This is a genomic window from Euhalothece natronophila Z-M001, assembly GCF_007904085.1.
Lineage (GTDB): Bacteria > Cyanobacteriota > Cyanobacteriia > Cyanobacteriales > Rubidibacteraceae > Halothece > Halothece natronophila.
On sequence record NZ_CP042326.1, the window covers coordinates 1965628 to 1983373 of the forward strand.

General features: G+C 40.1%; 16 protein-coding genes. 4 read left to right on the plus strand and 12 right to left on the minus strand.

All coding sequences use genetic code 11. The features are described from left to right. Nucleotides 1-43: 43 nt before the first annotated feature. Nucleotides 44-679 (plus strand): peroxiredoxin, encoded by a 636-nt coding sequence (locus FRE64_RS09520; RefSeq protein ID WP_146295850.1) that lies wholly within the window; start codon nucleotides 44-46, stop codon nucleotides 677-679. A gap of 66 nt (nucleotides 680-745) precedes the next feature. Here FRE64_RS09520 and FRE64_RS09525 read toward each other — a convergent pair whose 3' ends face one another. Then, nucleotides 746-2410, minus strand: coding sequence for an ArnT family glycosyltransferase (locus tag FRE64_RS09525; protein ID WP_246140281.1), 1665 nt, complete (start codon nucleotides 2408-2410; stop codon nucleotides 746-748). A gap of 17 nt (nucleotides 2411-2427) precedes the next feature. Continuing rightward, complete coding sequence (locus tag FRE64_RS09530) at nucleotides 2428-3702, minus strand: response regulator (RefSeq protein ID WP_146295852.1); 1275 nt, start codon at nucleotides 3700-3702, stop codon at nucleotides 2428-2430. A 254-nt stretch (nucleotides 3703-3956) separates the two neighbouring features. On the opposite strand from FRE64_RS09530, the gene FRE64_RS09535 reads away from it, so the two are divergent. Further along, entirely contained in the window at nucleotides 3957-4379 is a 423-nt protein-coding gene (locus FRE64_RS09535; RefSeq protein ID WP_146295853.1) for a hypothetical protein, read from the plus strand. A 5-nt stretch (nucleotides 4380-4384) separates the two neighbouring features. Next, complete coding sequence (gene sipA / locus FRE64_RS09540) at nucleotides 4385-4654, plus strand: regulatory protein SipA (RefSeq protein WP_146295854.1); 270 nt, start codon at nucleotides 4385-4387, stop codon at nucleotides 4652-4654. Here the strand turns inward: sipA and recQ are convergent. Further along, nucleotides 4636-6771, minus strand: a complete 2136-nt coding sequence (gene recQ, locus FRE64_RS09545) for a DNA helicase RecQ (protein WP_146295855.1) — start codon at nucleotides 6769-6771, stop codon at nucleotides 4636-4638. The two genes, sipA and recQ, sit on opposite strands and share 19 nt — an antisense overlap. A 10-nt stretch (nucleotides 6772-6781) precedes the next feature. On the opposite strand from recQ, the gene FRE64_RS09550 reads away from it, so the two are divergent. Further along, the gene (locus FRE64_RS09550) at nucleotides 6782-7228 is read left to right on the plus strand and encodes an EVE domain-containing protein (RefSeq protein WP_146295856.1); all 447 of its coding nucleotides are present in this window, start codon (nucleotides 6782-6784) and stop codon (nucleotides 7226-7228) included. A gap of 2 nt (nucleotides 7229-7230) precedes the next feature. Here FRE64_RS09550 and FRE64_RS09555 read toward each other — a convergent pair whose 3' ends face one another. From FRE64_RS09555 to FRE64_RS18090, 9 genes are all read right to left on the minus strand, one after another. After that, nucleotides 7231-8469 (minus strand): acetate/propionate family kinase, encoded by a 1239-nt coding sequence (locus tag FRE64_RS09555; RefSeq protein WP_146295857.1) that lies wholly within the window; start codon nucleotides 8467-8469, stop codon nucleotides 7231-7233. A 36-nt stretch (nucleotides 8470-8505) separates the two neighbouring features. After that, nucleotides 8506-13518 (minus strand): nSTAND1 domain-containing NTPase, encoded by a 5013-nt coding sequence (locus FRE64_RS09560; protein WP_146295858.1) that lies wholly within the window; start codon nucleotides 13516-13518, stop codon nucleotides 8506-8508. 26 nt (nucleotides 13519-13544) lie between these two features. Then, nucleotides 13545-14402, minus strand: a complete 858-nt coding sequence (locus FRE64_RS09565; RefSeq protein ID WP_146295859.1) for a FecR family protein — start codon at nucleotides 14400-14402, stop codon at nucleotides 13545-13547. Between the two features lie 155 nt (nucleotides 14403-14557). Beyond that, the gene (locus tag FRE64_RS09570) at nucleotides 14558-15043 is read right to left on the minus strand and encodes a hypothetical protein (RefSeq protein ID WP_146295860.1); all 486 of its coding nucleotides are present in this window, start codon (nucleotides 15041-15043) and stop codon (nucleotides 14558-14560) included. A gap of 291 nt (nucleotides 15044-15334) precedes the next feature. Then, nucleotides 15335-15610 carry a superantigen-like protein SSL4 gene (locus tag FRE64_RS09575; protein WP_146295861.1) on the minus strand — a complete coding sequence of 92 codons (276 nt, stop codon included), beginning with the start codon at nucleotides 15608-15610 and terminating at the stop codon, nucleotides 15335-15337. Nucleotides 15611-15795: 185 nt separating this feature from the next. After that, a complete protein-coding gene (locus tag FRE64_RS18440) occupies nucleotides 15796-16227 on the minus strand; it encodes an ISAs1 family transposase (protein ID WP_449265788.1) in 432 nt (143 codons plus the stop codon). Then, nucleotides 16110-16694 (minus strand): ISAs1 family transposase, encoded by a 585-nt coding sequence (locus tag FRE64_RS09580; RefSeq protein ID WP_449265784.1) that lies wholly within the window; start codon nucleotides 16692-16694, stop codon nucleotides 16110-16112. The genes FRE64_RS18440 and FRE64_RS09580 overlap by 118 nt, the downstream gene beginning before the upstream one ends. A 466-nt stretch (nucleotides 16695-17160) precedes the next feature. Continuing rightward, complete coding sequence (locus FRE64_RS09585) at nucleotides 17161-17349, minus strand: hypothetical protein (protein WP_146295862.1); 189 nt, start codon at nucleotides 17347-17349, stop codon at nucleotides 17161-17163. Nucleotides 17350-17530: 181 nt separating this feature from the next. Continuing rightward, nucleotides 17531-17653, minus strand: a complete 123-nt coding sequence (locus FRE64_RS18090) for a hypothetical protein (RefSeq protein WP_281286860.1) — start codon at nucleotides 17651-17653, stop codon at nucleotides 17531-17533. Between the last annotated feature and the right edge of the window lie 93 nt (nucleotides 17654-17746).

Below are 17746 nucleotides of genomic sequence, written 5' to 3' on the forward strand. Positions count from 1 at the left end.
GTAAGGCTGATAATTTTATATGCTGTGGAGGAAAAATTAAATTATGACACTTCAACTCGGTGATCAAGTACCAGATTTTAAGCAAAAATCTAGCATGGGTGATATTTCATTCTATGAGTGGGCTGGAGACAGCTGGGTAGTATTGTTTTCTCACCCTGCGGACTATACACCCGTCTGCACAACTGAATTAGGGGAAGTTGCTCGTCTCAAGCCAGAATTTGATAAGCGCAATGTGAAAGTGTTGGCGTTAAGTGTGGATGATGCGGACTCCCACAATGGTTGGATTAATGATATTAATGAAACCCAAAACACTCAGGTAAATTATCCCATTCTGGCAGACAGCGATCGGAAAGTGTCTGATTTATATGGGATGATTCATCCAAATTCCAATAATAACTTGACCGTGCGCTCGGTTTTTATTATTGATCCCCAAAAGAAACTACGCCTCACCCTAACTTATCCTGCTAGTACCGGTCGTAACTTCCCAGAATTACTGCGGGTAATTGATTCCTTACAGTTAACTGATAATCATCAAGTGGCGACTCCTGTTAACTGGAAAGAAGGAGATGATGTAGTTGTTGTTCCTTCTATCTCTACTGAAGAGGCGAAGAAGAAGTTTCCGAAAGGGGTAACTGAGGTTAAGCCTTATCTGCGGATGACTCCTCAACCAGATAAGTAAAATTAATTGGTGGGCTTTTTCTTGCCCACCGATGTCCTTGGTCATTCATTATTTTTAATGCAATGACTAATAACTAATTCTCGTTAACTCGTATTCTCCTTTACTCTCTAACCTGGTTATTTCTGCTTCTTCTTCAATTTCTTCGATATAACGAGGATGGGAGAGAATTAATTGGGATTCACTGGCGGATTCCTCTAAATGCGCGATCGCGCTTTCAACTTGACTAAAAAACTCTACATTTTCCTGACGATAAAACACTACAGTAGGCTTTTTCATTCCTACCATAATCAGTTCTTCTCCAGTTACCTCTAACTGCGCTAATTCTCGCAGTGGCTTTTGACGAATGTCATCCATTAAAGATACCGCAGGTTCTAAAACTAGGACAAAAGTTAAGAACATTGCTAACAGATTAATCCCCCATAACCAACGGCTGTGTTGCCTCAGCAATGCTACTATCAGTAAGATCGCCGTAACTAACCAAATCACTCCCCCGACTAGATTTAATTCTGATTCAGCATAAATTTCCCCTAAATTAGGCGCAGCAGGATCATAACCAATAAAATTGGGGCTATAGTAAAATGCACCGGCTAACACTAAAGCAAAAATAATATTAATGACACCGCTAATAACTAGCCCTTTGGTAATCGTTTCAGTTTGATAATGACTCCAAAATAACCCCACTAAAATAGCAGCAGCCGGTAGTAAAGGAATTACATAACTGGGTAACTTGGTAACAGCAATACTGAAGAAAACAAAGATAACAGTAAACCAGAAAAAGGCAAATAATCCTAACTGATGACGACGCGGTTGGTTTCCCCAAAATCGTCTGCGCCAAACTTGTAACTGCGCGATCGCGCTCGGCAGATAAACCGACAACGGGGCAAATCCAACCAATACTACCAAAAAGTAAAAATACCAAGGGCCACTATGTTCATTGACCACACTGGTAAAGCGTTCAACATTATGATAGCCAAAAAAGGACGCAATATAATCTTGCCCATTTTCCATAATAATTAAAACATGCCAAGGAATGGTTATGGCTAAGAAAATAATTGTCCCAGAAACCACTCGCATCTCTTTTAAAACCGACCATAAATTCCGTTGATATAATAAGAAAGCAATAATAGTTAACCCTGGCAAAACTACCCCCACAGGTCCTTTAGCTAGTACCGCCAACCCTGTGAAAACATAAAAGCTAATATACCAACCACTGGGAACACTGAAACTAAAAAACGGCTTTTCTACCCCCTTTTCTGATTCTACATACCCCACAAAAAAGCACAATAAGGCTGCCCCGATACACCCAGTTAACAATAAATCAGACACACCCACTCGCGCCCAAATAATAAATTTTGGAGTTAAAGCCAAAGTGAGACCAGCAATTAAACTTGACCACCCCCTTTGCACTGAAGGAGAACTTGTCATCGGAGAACCCCCTAACCGTTCCATTACAAAAAATAGAAATAGGGTTAACCCCATTGCACTCACCGCAGAAGGCAACCTTACAGCCCACTCATTCACCCCCAATACTTGAAACCCTACAACCATCAACCAATAAACCAGCGGTGGTTTATCAAAGCGGGGTTCTCCATTAAAGTAGGGAGTTACCCAGTTCCCGGTTTCAAGCATTTGACGGGATGCTTCTGCGAATAATGGTTCTGTTTCATCAACTAACCCAATCCCGCCTAATCGCCAAAAAAACGTAATCGTAGCGATAACAGTAACAATCACCAGTGAACATTTCTTCATCATTTAGCCTTTGCTTGATAGCGACTCAAAACCCCTCGTATTTTATCAATTTCCACTGGCTTCGTAAGACATTCACTTGCCCCTGACATTCGCGCTCGCATCCGATCTACCATATTTCCTGTTAAAATAACCACAGGAATATCCTTGAGGGCTTCCACCCGTCGAATTTGATGACATAATTCATAGCCATTCACCACAGGCATCACCAAATCTAAAAAAATTAACTTTGGTTTCTTTTCAATAAGTGTCGGTAAAGCCTCCACACTTTCATAAATCCCGATAAAATCAAATCCAGAAGAATGAGCAATGGTTTCAATCATTTTCTGAGTTTGAGGGCTATCATCTACGCAAGCAATCAACCCTTGATTTCGACTACTTTGGCGACGACTTTCATAAGAAGTTGTATCCTCACTCATCGCTTCCGTGTTTGAAAAAAGAGAAATATCAGGGACATCCACAAACGTAATAATTTCTTGATGAATTAACGGTTGTAAAACTTGTGTCATTCCCCAAATATCACGTTTCATTCGGGTCGCAATATCTCTCAGGGGAGCTTTCCCCTGCATTAAACTCATCAAATTTTGATAAATTTTTTCTGAAGTTTTTGCTTTCAACTTCTCAGGGAGATTCACCAGTGGTGCAGCATTAGGAGAGTAATTTTGTAGCCCCATACTCAACCAACGTTCCCAGACCTTTTGTACTTCTTGCTGGACATTCATTACCCCTTGCATCCATGTATGAGGTAGCCGCCCTTGTTCTGAAGCACGATGATTTTCATAGACTTGAACATAAAAACTATCTCCAGCCCCTTCTAAATCAGCCATTGTGGTTAACTGAGGGTCTTGACTGAAAAACTCTTGCAGTGTGGGAGAAGCTAGTTCTGTTGCCTGTACCACATCAAATAACCCTTCTAACAAAGTTCCTTTAATCACTTGGGTAACTTGATCAGGGGTTAATTGCTTTTGTTGTGCAAATTTGGCTAAAAGATGATATTCAATACACTCAGGAGTTTCTGCTTTAGGGAGAGTATATTGGGAAACGTTTTCAAGCACTGCATTGGTTGCCCCAGCAAGTTGCAATTGGCGGAGAAAACGGCGATGGGGATGAATTCCACCATCAATCCAAGACAATTGACCTAAATTGAGATAAATCTGCCAAGATTGACCATTAGCGGCTTGCACATCTAGGCGACCTGTAAATTGTTTTTTACTGTAGTAGGTTATGTGACGGAAGATGCGATTACAAGTTAATCGTTGCTCTGCGATGCTGACCATAACGTTTCCCTACCTAATGGTTAGGCTTGTGTTCTTTTACTTGTAATATAGCTCAATTTTTAGGAAGATGTTATTGATTATTGATGAGTCATTATATACTACAGTATTTTCAAGTTAAAGTAAAAAGCAGTGTAAAACTTTCCTTGCTTTTGATTAGTGCAATTTTCTAACTGATTTGCCACTGTTATATTTGTTATACTTAAAAGCACTAAGATGAAATGTTGTAAAACCTTATTTCTCTAAAAATAATAGCAATGATATTGAATTGGGTTAATCAATCAAAAATTTTACTGCTTCTAGTTCTATTTGCTCTTGCTGGCTCAGGAGTCATTTTATCTCAAGACCTTTTTGCTGTTGCCTCTCAAGATGATGACTGCTCTCTAGAAGCGACAGAACCCCTTTATCGAGTTGATGAAGTTGCCTGGGAAACACATAATAAGCAACCTTTTTTGAAAGTTGAAGGAACTGCTCGCACGGGCGGTTGGACAGGAATTTGTCTTTATGAGGAAAGCAGTGATAATGAGACGAAAGTATTTCAATTACGAGGGGTTCCCCCAGAAGGAATGGCAACTCAGGCTCTAACCTCAGTTTCTACCAAGAAAGACTTGTCTGACTTCCCTACAGATGAGATTCTGGTTAAAGCAGAAACGAATTCTAAAACCCTTGCTCATGAATAATCATTATGTCTGAAAATAAAGAGTTTTCCGTTGGCGATAAAGTAAAACTAGTTGCTTCTCCTCCCTATATTAAAACTGCGGAACCGATGCCAATGTTACGTCCCCCAAACGTGGTTAAGCTAGGAGAAGAGGGAACAATTTTAGATCGTCGCCCTGGAAATTATTGGGCGGTGCGTTTTCAAAATGGCGCGTTTTTATTAGAAAGTAGTTATCTTGAACAAGTAACAACAGAAGACTCTTCTTCTCATGTAGAATCTCATATTGATGACGCTTGATTTTGTTCTCGTCGCCACCACGCGCGAACCAGTTTAATTGCTTGATAAGGGTAGTCTTCTTCTAGGGTTTCTTTAATCAATTTAAGGGATGTATCTCCAACTGTATTAATTGTTTCCCAAATTATCTTTTGCTCATCTTTCGGTACAAATTTTTCTAGCTCAATCGGCTGATTCATTTCAATTAGTTCGGCAATGTGGTTAATGATGGTTGTTGTTCTTAAGCCTCTCTCTTTGGCAATTTCTTCAATGCTTAAGCCCTGTTGAATTAAACTTAGGGTTTTCATTTTCGTGTTAGAAGGAACTGGGGTGGGTAATTTTTTTTCTTGTAAAAAAGCTTGAATATCAGAAATAAAGGCTTTGCCATATTGATGTAATTTATGTTCTGTTACGCCAGAAAAATGTTCTAATTGATCAAGAGTTTTGGGTTTAAATTTTGCCATTTCTCTTAAGGTGGCATCAGGAAATATCATATAGGGGGCAGTAAATTGAGCATCAGCTAATTGCTTTCTCGTTTTCCTTAGCTGTACTAATAGCTGTTGAGTTTCAATATCAAGATGTTGATAACGATGCTGTTTTTGAGAAGATTTTTGAGGAACAGCAACATAGACAGTTCGTTTTTGACGTAAAATTTCCCAACTGCGTTGATTTAATCTTAAAACGCGATAGCCATCACTGGTTTCTGTCATGAGTCCTTGATGCAGTAAAGAACGGGCTAAGTTTTTCCAAGCGTCAACACTTTGATCTTTTCCAATACCATAAGTAGATAATAAATGATGTCCATTTTGTTCAATTTTTTTATTTTTAGAACCCCGTAAAATATTAATAATATGAGTCATGCCAAAACGTTCTCGACAACGGGCAATACAAGAGAGAAATTTTTGCGCTTCTACTGTCCAATCTTCAATCGGTTTAGGGTTTAGACAGTTATCACAGTTACCACAATTCCCAGAAAAATGTTCACCAAAATAACTGAGTTGAATCGTTCGCCGACAGTCTGTTCCTTCAGCATAATCAATCATTTTCCGCATTTGTTGTCGGGCTAGGCGTTGGGATTTTTCATCTTCTTTTTGCTGAATTAAATATTCAATAGTATGGATATCTTTTCTTCCAAATAAAAGTAAACAATGGGCAGGTTCGTTATCTCGGCCAGCCCGCCCAGCTTCTTGATAATAGTTTTCGAGATTTCGGGGTAAATCATAATGAACCACAAACCGTATATCTGGCTTGTCAATTCCCATTCCAAAGGCAATTGTTGCGACCATGACTTGTACATCATCTCTTAAGAAACGGTTTTGATAGTCACTACGATTGCCATCACTCATTCCAGCATGATAAGGAAGGGCGGCAATACCATCTTTTTTGAGGCGAAAGGCTATTTCTTCCACGCGACGACGACTGAGACAATAAATAATACCTGAACCATTTTGACGAGAAATAAACTTAAATAATTGGTTGTAATGTTGTCGCTGTTTGGGTTGAACTTCGTAATATAAATTGGGGCGATTAAAACTGGTAATTTGTATTTTTGGTGGTTTTAGTTTAAGTTGATTAACAATATCATTGCGGACACGTTCTGTGGCGGTAGCAGTAAGAGCTATCATTGGTACTTGGGGAAATTGGGAGCGTAGAGCTTGCAATTGCCGATATTCAGGGCGAAAGTCGTGTCCCCATTCTGAGATGCAATGGGCTTCATCAATGGCGAATAGAGATAATCCTTGCTTGTGTTGAACTGATTGCAGAAATTTTTTTGCCCCTGCGTTGGCTAATTTTTCTGGGGCGAGATAAAGAAGTTTGATTTTTCCTTGGAGAATGGCTATACGGCGCGATCGCGCTTCTTCTGCAGTTAAACTACTATTCAGAAAGGTTGCTGGAATGCCATTATTTTCTAAACTTTCGACTTGATCCTGCATCAAAGCAATTAAGGGAGATACTACCACCGCTAATCCCGGTTTGAGTAGGGCTGGCAGTTGATAACAAAGGGATTTTCCTCCACCCGTGGGCATGACAGCGAGAACATCCTCTTGATCTTCTAAAATGGCAGTGATAATTTCCTTTTGTCCGGGGCGAAAAGTCTCATAACCAAAGTATTGTTTTAAAGCCGTTTCTAAATTAGACATCTTTTAATTCATGAATTATTGGCTAATTAAATCCGAACCCAGTGATTATAGTATTGAAGACTTAGAGCGCGATCGCGCTACGATTTGGGATGGGGTACGCAATTATCAAGCCCGTAACTTTCTCCGAGAAATGCAAGTTTCAGATATTGCTTTTTTCTATCACTCTAACGTTAAACCTCCTGCTATTGTCGGGTTAGCGCAAGTAATTGAAAATCAGCTTGCTGATCCTACCCAATTTGATCCCAATAGTCGCTACTTTGATGCCAAATCAACCCCAGAAGCCCCACGCTGGCAAACCGTCAAGGTGGAATTTATGGAAAAATTTAGTGAGCCAATTTCCCTCTCGCAACTGAAAACTATGTTTACTCCAGAAGAATTTCCAGTTGTGAAAAAAGGGAATCGTTTGTCTGTGATGCCAGTTCATCCAGAGGTGGCTCAACGTCTTCTTTCAAAATAAATCTAAGAAGAAGGTTTCGTTTTTGATGAACCTTGGGCGAGTTGGGAAACCGCTTGCGCGATCGCGCTATCTTCGTCGGTATGAATTACAAAAATACGGGTACTGGATTCAATAGTCGCAATTTGTTCATCACGAGGAGAATTTTCATTTTTCTTAGAATCTAATTCAATTCCTAAAAATTCTAGTTTCTCACACACAGCTTGACGTAAAACAGCAGAATTTTCTCCCACACCTGCAGTAAAAACTAGAGCATCTACTCTTCCTAAGCTGGCAAACATACTGGCAATTCCTTTGACTAAATGATGAACATAGGTATCAAAGGCCAATTGAGCGCGATCGTCACCTTTTTCCATTTCTTTAGTGATGCGTCGCATATCCCCAGAGATGCCAGAAATTCCTTTTAATCCCGATTCCTTATTCAGGAGTTTATCCACTTGTTCAGGCGTTAATTCTTGTTCTCGCAACAGGTGAATGACAATCCCAGGATCAATTGAGCCACAACGAGTTCCCATCATTAAGCCTTCTAGGGGAGTAAACCCCATGCTTGTATCAATGCTATGCCCATTTTTAATTGCTGCTAGAGAAGCCCCATTTCCCAAGTGACAGGTAATTAATTTTAATCGTTCTAAGGGTTGTTTGAGGAGTTTTGCCACTTTTTCAGCACAATATTGGTGGCTAATGCCATGAAAGCCATAACGACGGATGCCATCTTCATAAAAACGGTAAGGGAGGGGATAAATAGCAGCTTCTGGCGGAATTTGACTGTGAAAAGCAGTATCAAATACTGCCACTTGGGGAGTGTCGGGAAGGAGTTGTTCCATGAGTTCGATCCCTTGAAGATTCACGGGATTGTGACTTGGGGCAAGGGAGGCGAGTTGCGCGATCGCGCTTTTTACTTCTTCGTTAATCCAAGTAGGCTGTTGATACTCTCTTCCCCCATGTACGACACGATGTCCCACAAAATCAATTTCTTGCCACGTTTCTAAAACAGCCGTATCGCCATTACAAAGATAATGAAATAGTTGTTTGATCACTGTCAAGCGATCCTCATTGTTAGCCGTTTCTTCTAAAACAATGCCATTACTTTCGACTTTTAAATCAGCTAGTCCATCTTGTTTACTCCAATCTATACTTCCCGACCATAATTCAGTAATGACATACTCTGAGCGATCATCATCAGGAATATAGTAAAGACAAGTTTTTTGGCTACTCGATCCCGCATTTAATACTAGAACTTTCATTAGTTTGTTTTGCCTAGGAAACTCTCTTTGGTTATTTTACCCTTCACAAAGAGAGGAATCAGGATCAGAAGTAGTGAGGTAATCGGAAGCGCGATCGCAGCCTTTTTCTCGTAAGGAGGCTAAATCAAACTCCCACCATTTTAAGTGAGGATTACTTCCCCCTGCCACTAACTGATTCCCTTGTGGATTAAAATTAATACTATGAAGCGGTAGTTCTCCTTCTAAAGTAGCAAGATTATCTCCCGTTTCTGGATTCCAGAGTTTAACTGTGCCATCACTACTACCAGAGGCGAGAATATTACCTTCTGGCGTAAAACTTAAACTGGTCACTCCCTGATCATGTCCCACTAGGGTTTCTAAAAGTTCCCCATCTGACCAGATCTGAATGGTATTATCCCATCCTGCGCTAGCGAGAAGTGTTCCATCAGGACTAAAGGCAATTTCACTCACTGCAGGCTCTTGGGCGGGAAGTGTCTTTTTTAGTGTCCCATCGGTTTCCCAGAGCTTAACCTTACCATCATATCCAGTAGAGGCTAAGTAATCCCCTTGCGGTGCAAAGCGAACACTGGTTACTCCTCCTTCATGGGCAACCCATTCTTCTTGTCGTTCTCCCCTATAATCCCAAATTCGCACTGTTTCATCATCACTTCCCGAAGCAAGAAGCTGATTTTCTGTGCTAAAGTCAACACTGGTGACAAGATCTTGATGATCCCTGAGAGTTTGCTGTGTTTCGTTCTGTAAGTCCCAAATTTTCAGGGTAGTGTCAGCACTTCCAGAGGCAAGATAATTTCCATCAGGGCTAAAACTCAGGCTATTAATACTTTCATTATGATCTTCTAACGTTTTAGTAAGTTCCTGATCTTGCCATAGGTTAATTTGACCATCCCAACCCGCAGTTGCCACTTGCTGATCTTCTGGAGAAAACGCCACTGTATAAATTTCTCCCTCATGAGACGCATTTTCTGAGTCTGGCAGTTCCCAAGTTCTTAGAGTTTGATCATCACTAGCAGAAACTAGAATATTCTGTTCAGGGAAAAAGCTAAAATCGCGCACTGCCCCTTGATGCGCGGTTAAACTCACCTCAGACGATCGCTGTTTTCCATCTAATGACCAAGCCTTAATTGTTCCTTCTGCATCAGCAGTGACTACTTTACCATTGGGCATAAACCCAACACTCATGATCGCATTTTCCTGTTTGGGTAAGTCGATATTGCCATTCCCATTCCTGTCTTTAATCTGAATTTCTCCTGATAACGTCGCAATCGCAATAGATTCATTATCAGGGCTAACAGCCACATCGCTAATCCCATCTTCGTAGTCGCCTAATTCTTCTAGGAGGTTTCCTTCGGTATCCCAAACTTTCACGACAGAAGATTGTTGACTAGCAGAAACGAGAAATTGACCATCAGGACTAAAACTAAGACGATTAACCCCTTCTTCATGGGCGATAAATGCTTCTTGCTGGTTGCCATCATCATCCCAAAGCGCGATCGCGCCATCTTCTCCAGCAGTAATCATTGTGTCTCCATTCGGGCTAAAACGGATTTGATTCAGGGCTTGATTGGTGGTAATGCGATTAATTAGTGTTCCCTCGGTATCCCACCATTTAACTGTGCCATCTAAACCCACTGAGGCAAACCTTTCCCCTTCGGGATGAAAGTGAACATCCATCACTTCCCCCTGATGTTCTTCCAAAGTGGTAATTAGTTCCCCATTGGCTTCCCAGAGTTTAATCGTGCCATCCCAACTCGCAGACACCATTAACGTTTCATCGGGGGAAACATCCACAGCTTGCACCGTTTCAGTATGCCCAGACAAGCGGTTACGGGCGTGGGTATGATGTAACAAATTTTGGAGGGTGCTAGCGGTTTCCCACTCTAACTCTTGTGAGGAAAAAGTAATTTCTCCCAGTTGTTGTTCTGCTTCTAAACTGGTTGCCAGAGCTTGAAGGGGCTGATCTGAATCAAATAAGGCTTCTGCCGAGGCATTGAGCGTTTGTACTTGACTGATTAAGGTTTCTTGCCGTTGCCAATACGCAAACCCTCCCAAAGCCGTTGCCATGATTCCTAAAATGCTAATGGTCGCAGCCGCTACTTGCGCGCGTCTCAAACGACGTTGGGCTTGTCTTTGGGCTGCATCTCGTTGGGCGATTCCAGCTTCAATAAACTCTTGTACTTGTGGGGATAATTCATCAGTGGACTTGATATAAATCTCTTCTGCTTGGGCAAGTCGCGCTCCTTGCCAAAGGTAATCAGGATTTTGATCATTGTTGTGCCACAGTTTGGCGGCTTGTTCTAGTTGGCGCTGCAGTTGGAGGCGATTCCGATTTTGCTCTAACCACCACCGTAACGTTGACCAGTGATGAATGAGAATTTCATGGGCAATTTCAATGCTGGTTTCTAAGGGAAATTCTGATAAAGGTTGGGACGCTGGTAATGGGTTATCCTCCCCTTTGCTACTTCCTTCTGGGGTCTGGGGATGATCTAAATCAACTACCACTAAGTTAGCTTCCACGAGCGTCTGTAAGGTTCTTTCGACTAAAGTAGAGGGATATTTACTAACAATTAAATCTCTCTTACTAATCCGACGGGAGGTATCAGCCATCTCTTCTCCCACTTGGGTGAGAGCTAGAAAAATCCACTGGGCGCAACGACGGGCTTCAGCATCAAGACTTTCGTAAACCGCATTGGCTTTCTTTTCTAAAGCCCCTTCTAATCCGCCAATTTGGTTTTGATAAGCTTCCAGGGTAAGGATTCCCTGTTGACGGTATTGCCACAGTTGTTCTAAGACAAATTCTAATAGGGGAAGTTTTCCTGTAGCTGTACCAATGTCTTGTAAGAGGATTTCCACAAGGGCTGGTTCTACCTGTAAGCCCACACTTTTTGCAGGGTTAATGATGACGTTACGATAATCGGCTTCCGATAAAATGGGGGAAACAAAGAAACTGGCTTGTTGTAGGAGCGCTGCTAATTCGGAAAATTCTAAGCAATAGGTAACAAAGTCCCCTCGGAGGGTAATTAAAAGTTTAGCGCGATCGCTGGCATAGTTAATAACTCCTAATAACAACTCTAGAAATTGAGATCGTTCCACAGGGGAAGCAAGGGTAAACAGTTCCTCGAATTGGTCAACCACAAATACGACCATCGGTTCAGAACAAGCCCTGAGCCAACAAACCAATCCTTCTACGCCCTGATACAATAGGCCTTCCAGTTGGTTTTGTTCTTCTGTTTCCTCTGCTAGACTTTGAATCAGACTATTTAAGGGATGTTCTCCGGGGCGAAAATAGCAAATGCGCCATTGCTCACTGCCAGGTAATTGTTTCCCCTGTTTGAGTTGGGCAATCACCCCGGCCTGAACCACTGAAGACTTCCCACTCCCAGAAGCCCCCACCACTGCCAAAAAAGAACGGTGATAGAGTTCAGCAATTAATTTTTGGGTGAATCCTTCTCGACCATAAAAATAGGCAGTATCTTCTTCTCGAAACGCTCTTAACCCCACATAAGGACAAAGCCCTAAATCGAGATTAACTGCTGTTCCCGTTTGAGTCTCTGGGACAATTTCGATCACCCCTCGCCCTCCTGAAAGCCAAATTTCTAGGGGGATAGTGGTGGTGGCTAAATGGGCTTTGAGTTGATAAATCCAACTTGCTACGGATAAGCCAACTTGTTCTACGGTTAGGGTTTCTAAAACTGCTTTTATAAAGCGATCTGGGGCTTCTTCTCCTGAGCTAGCAACGATTAAACATTGCCCATAATCAGTTCCTAATTTTAATTCTTCAAGGCACTGGTTAAGGTAAGCAGTATCCCCACAATCAAGGATAATAATTTGTTGGGCATGGCTAGCCCTTGCTAATTGTTTACCTAGCCAAGATAAGCTAATACGGTTTTGTTCCCCGAAGGTGAAATAAACTGTTCCTGTTTCTTCAATCTCAACATTTCCTCGGAGATACAGTAAGACGGTTTCGTTTTCTTCCTGATGTTCTAGTTGCAGACAAGTTTGAATTTCTTGTTGTAATTGTAGGGAGGAGGCTTGATTCGGTAAGCAATAATTCAGTTCAAATTGACTGCGACCGCGCAAGACTTTTCCTAATTCTAAACTGGTTTGGGTTTGAGGGGGCGGTTCAATGACAAGGGCGCGACGAGGATAAACAGAAGATTGGCTTTGAGGGGTTCTACCTAAAATGAGTTCCCCTACCCCTTCAACAATTCGTTTAGGGGTTTGTAGGGGATATTCCGATTGAATCTTGGCTTCTCCTCGATTCCGTTTTTGTTGATTAATTAATCGCAGTTGTTGATTAGTTTGATCAATATATTGTAGGGTTTGATGATAAATGTAACGGTAAAGTTGATCCGCTTCAATGAGGCCGTTTTCATTAGCAGCGTTTCCCTGTAAGCCTCGAATCAGGTAGTACGTAAAAATGCCATGTCCAATTTCAGGAAATTCCCATGACTGTTGAGCGCGATCGCAGGATAATAACGCATAGAAACCTTGATTATAAGTGGCTTGTTCTTGCAAACGTTGAATGAGCTGGGGCGTGGGATTATTAAGAGAAGACTGCCAGTTTAATCCGCCACTATGACAAGCATCTAGCCAAATAAACTGAACTGAAGCAGCACAGTTGCCAAGTAGTTCTAATACTTCTGAAATTACTAAGCCAGTTCCAATTAAATCATCAAAATTCGTATCCTGAAGGCACAAAACCGCTTGTTCGGTATCAGGTTCAAGAACGCCGTGACCAGAAAAATAGAAAACGACTTTATCTTTTTCTGTTGCCTCACTGGCAATTCGTTTTAAGTTTTCTCTAACAACCTTTAGTGTTGGGGAATTAAGGGCATAGTCATGATGAGTAAGCAGTTCACGTTGAGGAAACTCTTGAGTCACCTCTTCTAATGCCTTACTTAAATCCTGACAATCGGCGGCGGAGTAATTCAAGGAATTTAAATCCTGACTTTGATACTCATTAACCCCAATGAGTAACCCCCAAAACTTTGCAATCTCTTGTGAGGTTTGATCATTTTTGGTACTGCTTTTAACGCCAATTGGACACATAGCATTTCAACTTCTAATTTTCATCCTTAAAAAAGACATGACAAACCAAATTTGCCACAATCTTCCTCGCTTGCACTTTCAATAACGTCTATCTCGCCCCATTCTGTACCAACGCCATCAACCTCCATAGTTTCCTGTTCAAAATTATCACTGGGATTGCCTTCTTCTTGTAATTCTTCCTGTTGTTCTTGTACGGCTAAAGAGGTATTTTCTTGTGCTGTTTCTAAAATTTCCCGCATTTGTGAGGGGTAATGAGACAGATCATCGCCTGGTCTTAAGCCATCAGCAACCCCACTAGTTTCATAAAAAGTGGGTAAGCTAAATACTTGAGTTGGACTCATGCTACTTTCTACAATATCTATAACTTGACCTGCTTCTAGTTCCACTGACTCATCTGCATAGGGTTCAATCCCAGAAACCTGAACTGAAGTCTTGGGATTAGCAAAAACTCCAACTCTTGTCTGCTTGGCTTCGGGATTATAACTCACCCAAAACACTGTTCCAGCGTCAGCCGTAACTTCTGCAGTGGGAGTTCTGAGAGTTCTTTCACTGCTTCCAGGTTGAAGAATAATGAGGGCGGTTCCATCGGTTAGTTCAAAGCGTCTAGTGCCTGCTCGAAAATGAAATTCGGTATTAGAGGGTGCTCTAGCTAATGTACCTTCATTGAATAACATATCTGCCCTAGAATCAGTACCAGTTTCTAATAAATCTCCCGGAATCAGTCTTTCCTCGTCACTAACTTCTGTCTCATTAATAAACACCTCATTAATGGATTGATAAACATTCGCCCGTCTCAAGGGTTCTTCAGCAAAGGCTACGCTACTACAGGCAATTGCGACAGGAATGGAAATAAATGGTAAGTAGTTTCTTACAGTTTTAAACATCAGCTAATCATTTTAGACAAACTCTGCACCCTAAATTATAAATTTGCTACCCAAAAAAATGACTTAATATTATGAATTTGTAAAGTGAGGAAAAGGAAAATTTTTGAAAGTAATTGTGCCATCATCTCCCTTATTCCTATCTCTTAGCTGTGTCTCTATCTCGACCAAACTTGTCTAGCTTTAACTGGGAAACAGGGACCAGTGCTACAGTTTTCGACATTGATTATGTCATTAGGGTTGTTACCAAGCTCAAAATGAAATTGGTCTGGAGAATAATTAGGATGGGTAGGATTAGAGCCTTGCAGGATAAAGCCTTTGCGAGTGCGCTGAAGTCTTATGTTTTGCCGAATCGGTCGCCGAGTTACGTCGGTATCAACATAGAGCTTTCCAGAGTCACCGTTCATCAAGAGTTTACCCTGATGTTTTACGCCACCTTCTGTCCATTCTAAATACCATTTACCATTCAGGTCAGGATTAACACTCTGGGTATCGATATCATTTTGAGCATAACTTAGAGTCATTACACTTTCAGAATTAGAAGTAGAAATGGCTTCAGCCGTAGCAGGAGAGCTTAAGCTAGTGAGAGCTGTGCTAGCAATTAGAGCGGATAATCCGAATTTAGCAATTTTGGTGAATAACATTTGCTGTCCTCCATCTTGTTAACTTTCATCTTCATTACTTCTTTAGGTGGGAAATGAGTGTTTTATGCAGTTATAGATTAAATTAACTTTTAACGATCAGTAAATCTAAAAAAACAGCTCATTTTGACTGTTGGTTAAAATCTTAATTAAGTTCGTTAAACTAAAAAATAAAGTGCGGACTGTTCTATAATTAAATAATCCCTAAAATAATTAAGAAATAGATTCAGGTTAGTGGATCAAATTAAGCTCCAATGGCGTGGAGCATTTCAATAGCCTAAATCAGTTAATTAGTTACCAGAATGGTAATTCTGGTGGCTCTACTGGCATAGTTTCAGGTGGTTCAATTGGATTTGGCGCTGATTCTGGTGGTTCTACTTGAGGAGTAACAGGTGATTCTGGCTCAGGTATATTGTAAGCTAAATTCGTATTATTCGGAGAACTTAAAGTAGAATGATCAGAAGCAATAGCAACCTCAGTATCCATCATAGTTGCTGATAAGGCTAGGGGGGTTGCTAAAAGGAATAAACTCAGAATAGTTTTTGCTAGGCGTTGGTTAAATAGTTTCATAATTATTTCCTAAACATTATTCAATTACCTTCAATATTTCCATAGGTTTTATCGTTAATACTTATGCAGGTAGGAAAGCTTTACTATAGCAACATGATCTCATTTGTAAAAACTAGCTCAACATTACGTAGGCTGAAGCCGTGCCGAAGGCTTCCCCCCCACCCCCCTTAGTAAGCAGGGCTGTTTCATTCTATCAAAATGGGGAGTAGCCAAAGCCTCTGTCCAAGCCATCTTCGCCCTTCGGTAATTGATAAAAAGCCTAATAATCTAAAAAGATTGAGACAAATGGTCTTTAAAACTGAAAAGTTGACTGCTGATTGAAGATGGTGTAACGGGGAGGTATCTTCAGCAAAAATAACGTCTTTGACCCAATGTAGTTGGTTTTCAATTCCCCAATGTCCCTGAATTTTTTCACTAAATTTTTTAGCTGTTTGATAACAACTACTTAAATAATAAACGATTTGATGATAAAACTTGTCTTTTCGATAACCTTTCCTTTCTACTTTAATAAAATACTGGCTTCCTTGCCAAATGTTAGGAAGATTTTCTGTAACTTCAAAAACAGAGACTTGGCGATTGATTTGTCGTCCATATTTTCCACCATATGTCGAACACAGTGAATTTCTGAAGTCTTTTTATTTTCCAATTTTTCCAAGGCTAAAACCAATCCATTTTCCTGAGAAAACCAAGAAACCATCGAAGCAAAGTTCTGTTTATTTCCGTAGTAATCAGTTAAAGTTGATTTAATGCTCTTGCCATCGACTGCGATCCAATCTGGAATTTCTTCTTCTGAAGATAATTGAGTTGCCCATTGATTAAAAATTGGAATTAACTTGTCATTTTCTATTCCCATCATTATTCTTCTAATAGTGGAATAGGATGGAACTTTAAGCTGCGGATTTTTCGCAATGCGAAGAAGATAGTCCTGATAATTCTTAGCAAAAGCAGATAGATCTCTATAACTTAAACAGCCTACCATTAATCCTAAAATAACAATTAAAAGTATCCACCATAAGGGGTGTCTTTGTCCACTGCGATCGCGCCAATCATTGACTTGTTTTAAGAAATTGATTAAACTAGACATCTTAGAAATTTTTCTAAAAATGCGCGATCGCGCCACTAATTTATTATCGCGATCGCGCTTTACATTTACAATTTTACCCCGAGAATGAAACAGCCCTGCCCTTAGTAAGGGGGGAATTAAAGGGGGGATCCCAACTAAAAATTTACAACTGATTTAGGATTGCTATATATTTAAAAAGGGTTTCAACAAAAAGCAAAACAAGCACTGGCAAAAAATCAGATAATTATAACTGATTATAGAGATTTTTAAGTCAATCAAAAAATAATAAAATTGAATTATAATCAAACAATCAAAATCAAATTAAAGTAATAAAAAATATTGAATAAATCAAGAGTAGCCTAAAAATAAGACTACCCCCATATTGAGTGTTATTAGCTTGTGCAGTAATCTCTTAAAACTCCTAAAATTTTTCAAAATCATGTATAAAAAAGGAGCTTCAAGAAATATGTGATCTATTCAATCTCAGTTACATTAATGAATTAGAAAAGTTTTGATTATTTCCCAGAACTTGATTTTGACTGACTGTATCATTGTCAAACACTTGTTGATAAAACCAAACAAGATTACTAAATCCAAATAAAGTAGCGACAATAGAAACCAATAAAGCAAATAACCATTGTGATTGATTTTTACGGGTAATTTTTGGATAAGACATAAGAACCTCCAAATTAATCTTTCTATATTCAGTCTTCAATTTTTTACGTTCATTACTTCTTTAGGTTGGAGATTATTATTTTATGCACAGCAAATCAAATGAATTTTGAACTATCAGCCAATCATTAAAAAAACAGCCCATTTGGACTGTTAGCATGATCCTTTAGATGTTCCATGATTATTTAGGGAATGACTGGGCGATTGGTGCGACGGGGAAGATTAAAATACCAGCTATTATCTGTAGTATCAGCATTGATAGCGCGATCGCGCACAATAGAATTATTAGTAACTTCAGATGTAATCATTGTTGTGAATAAGACTAAGGGGACTACCAACATAACTAAGCTGAAAATGCTTTCAGTTTGATTTTTAGTAAAGAACTTCATCATTGCTTCCTG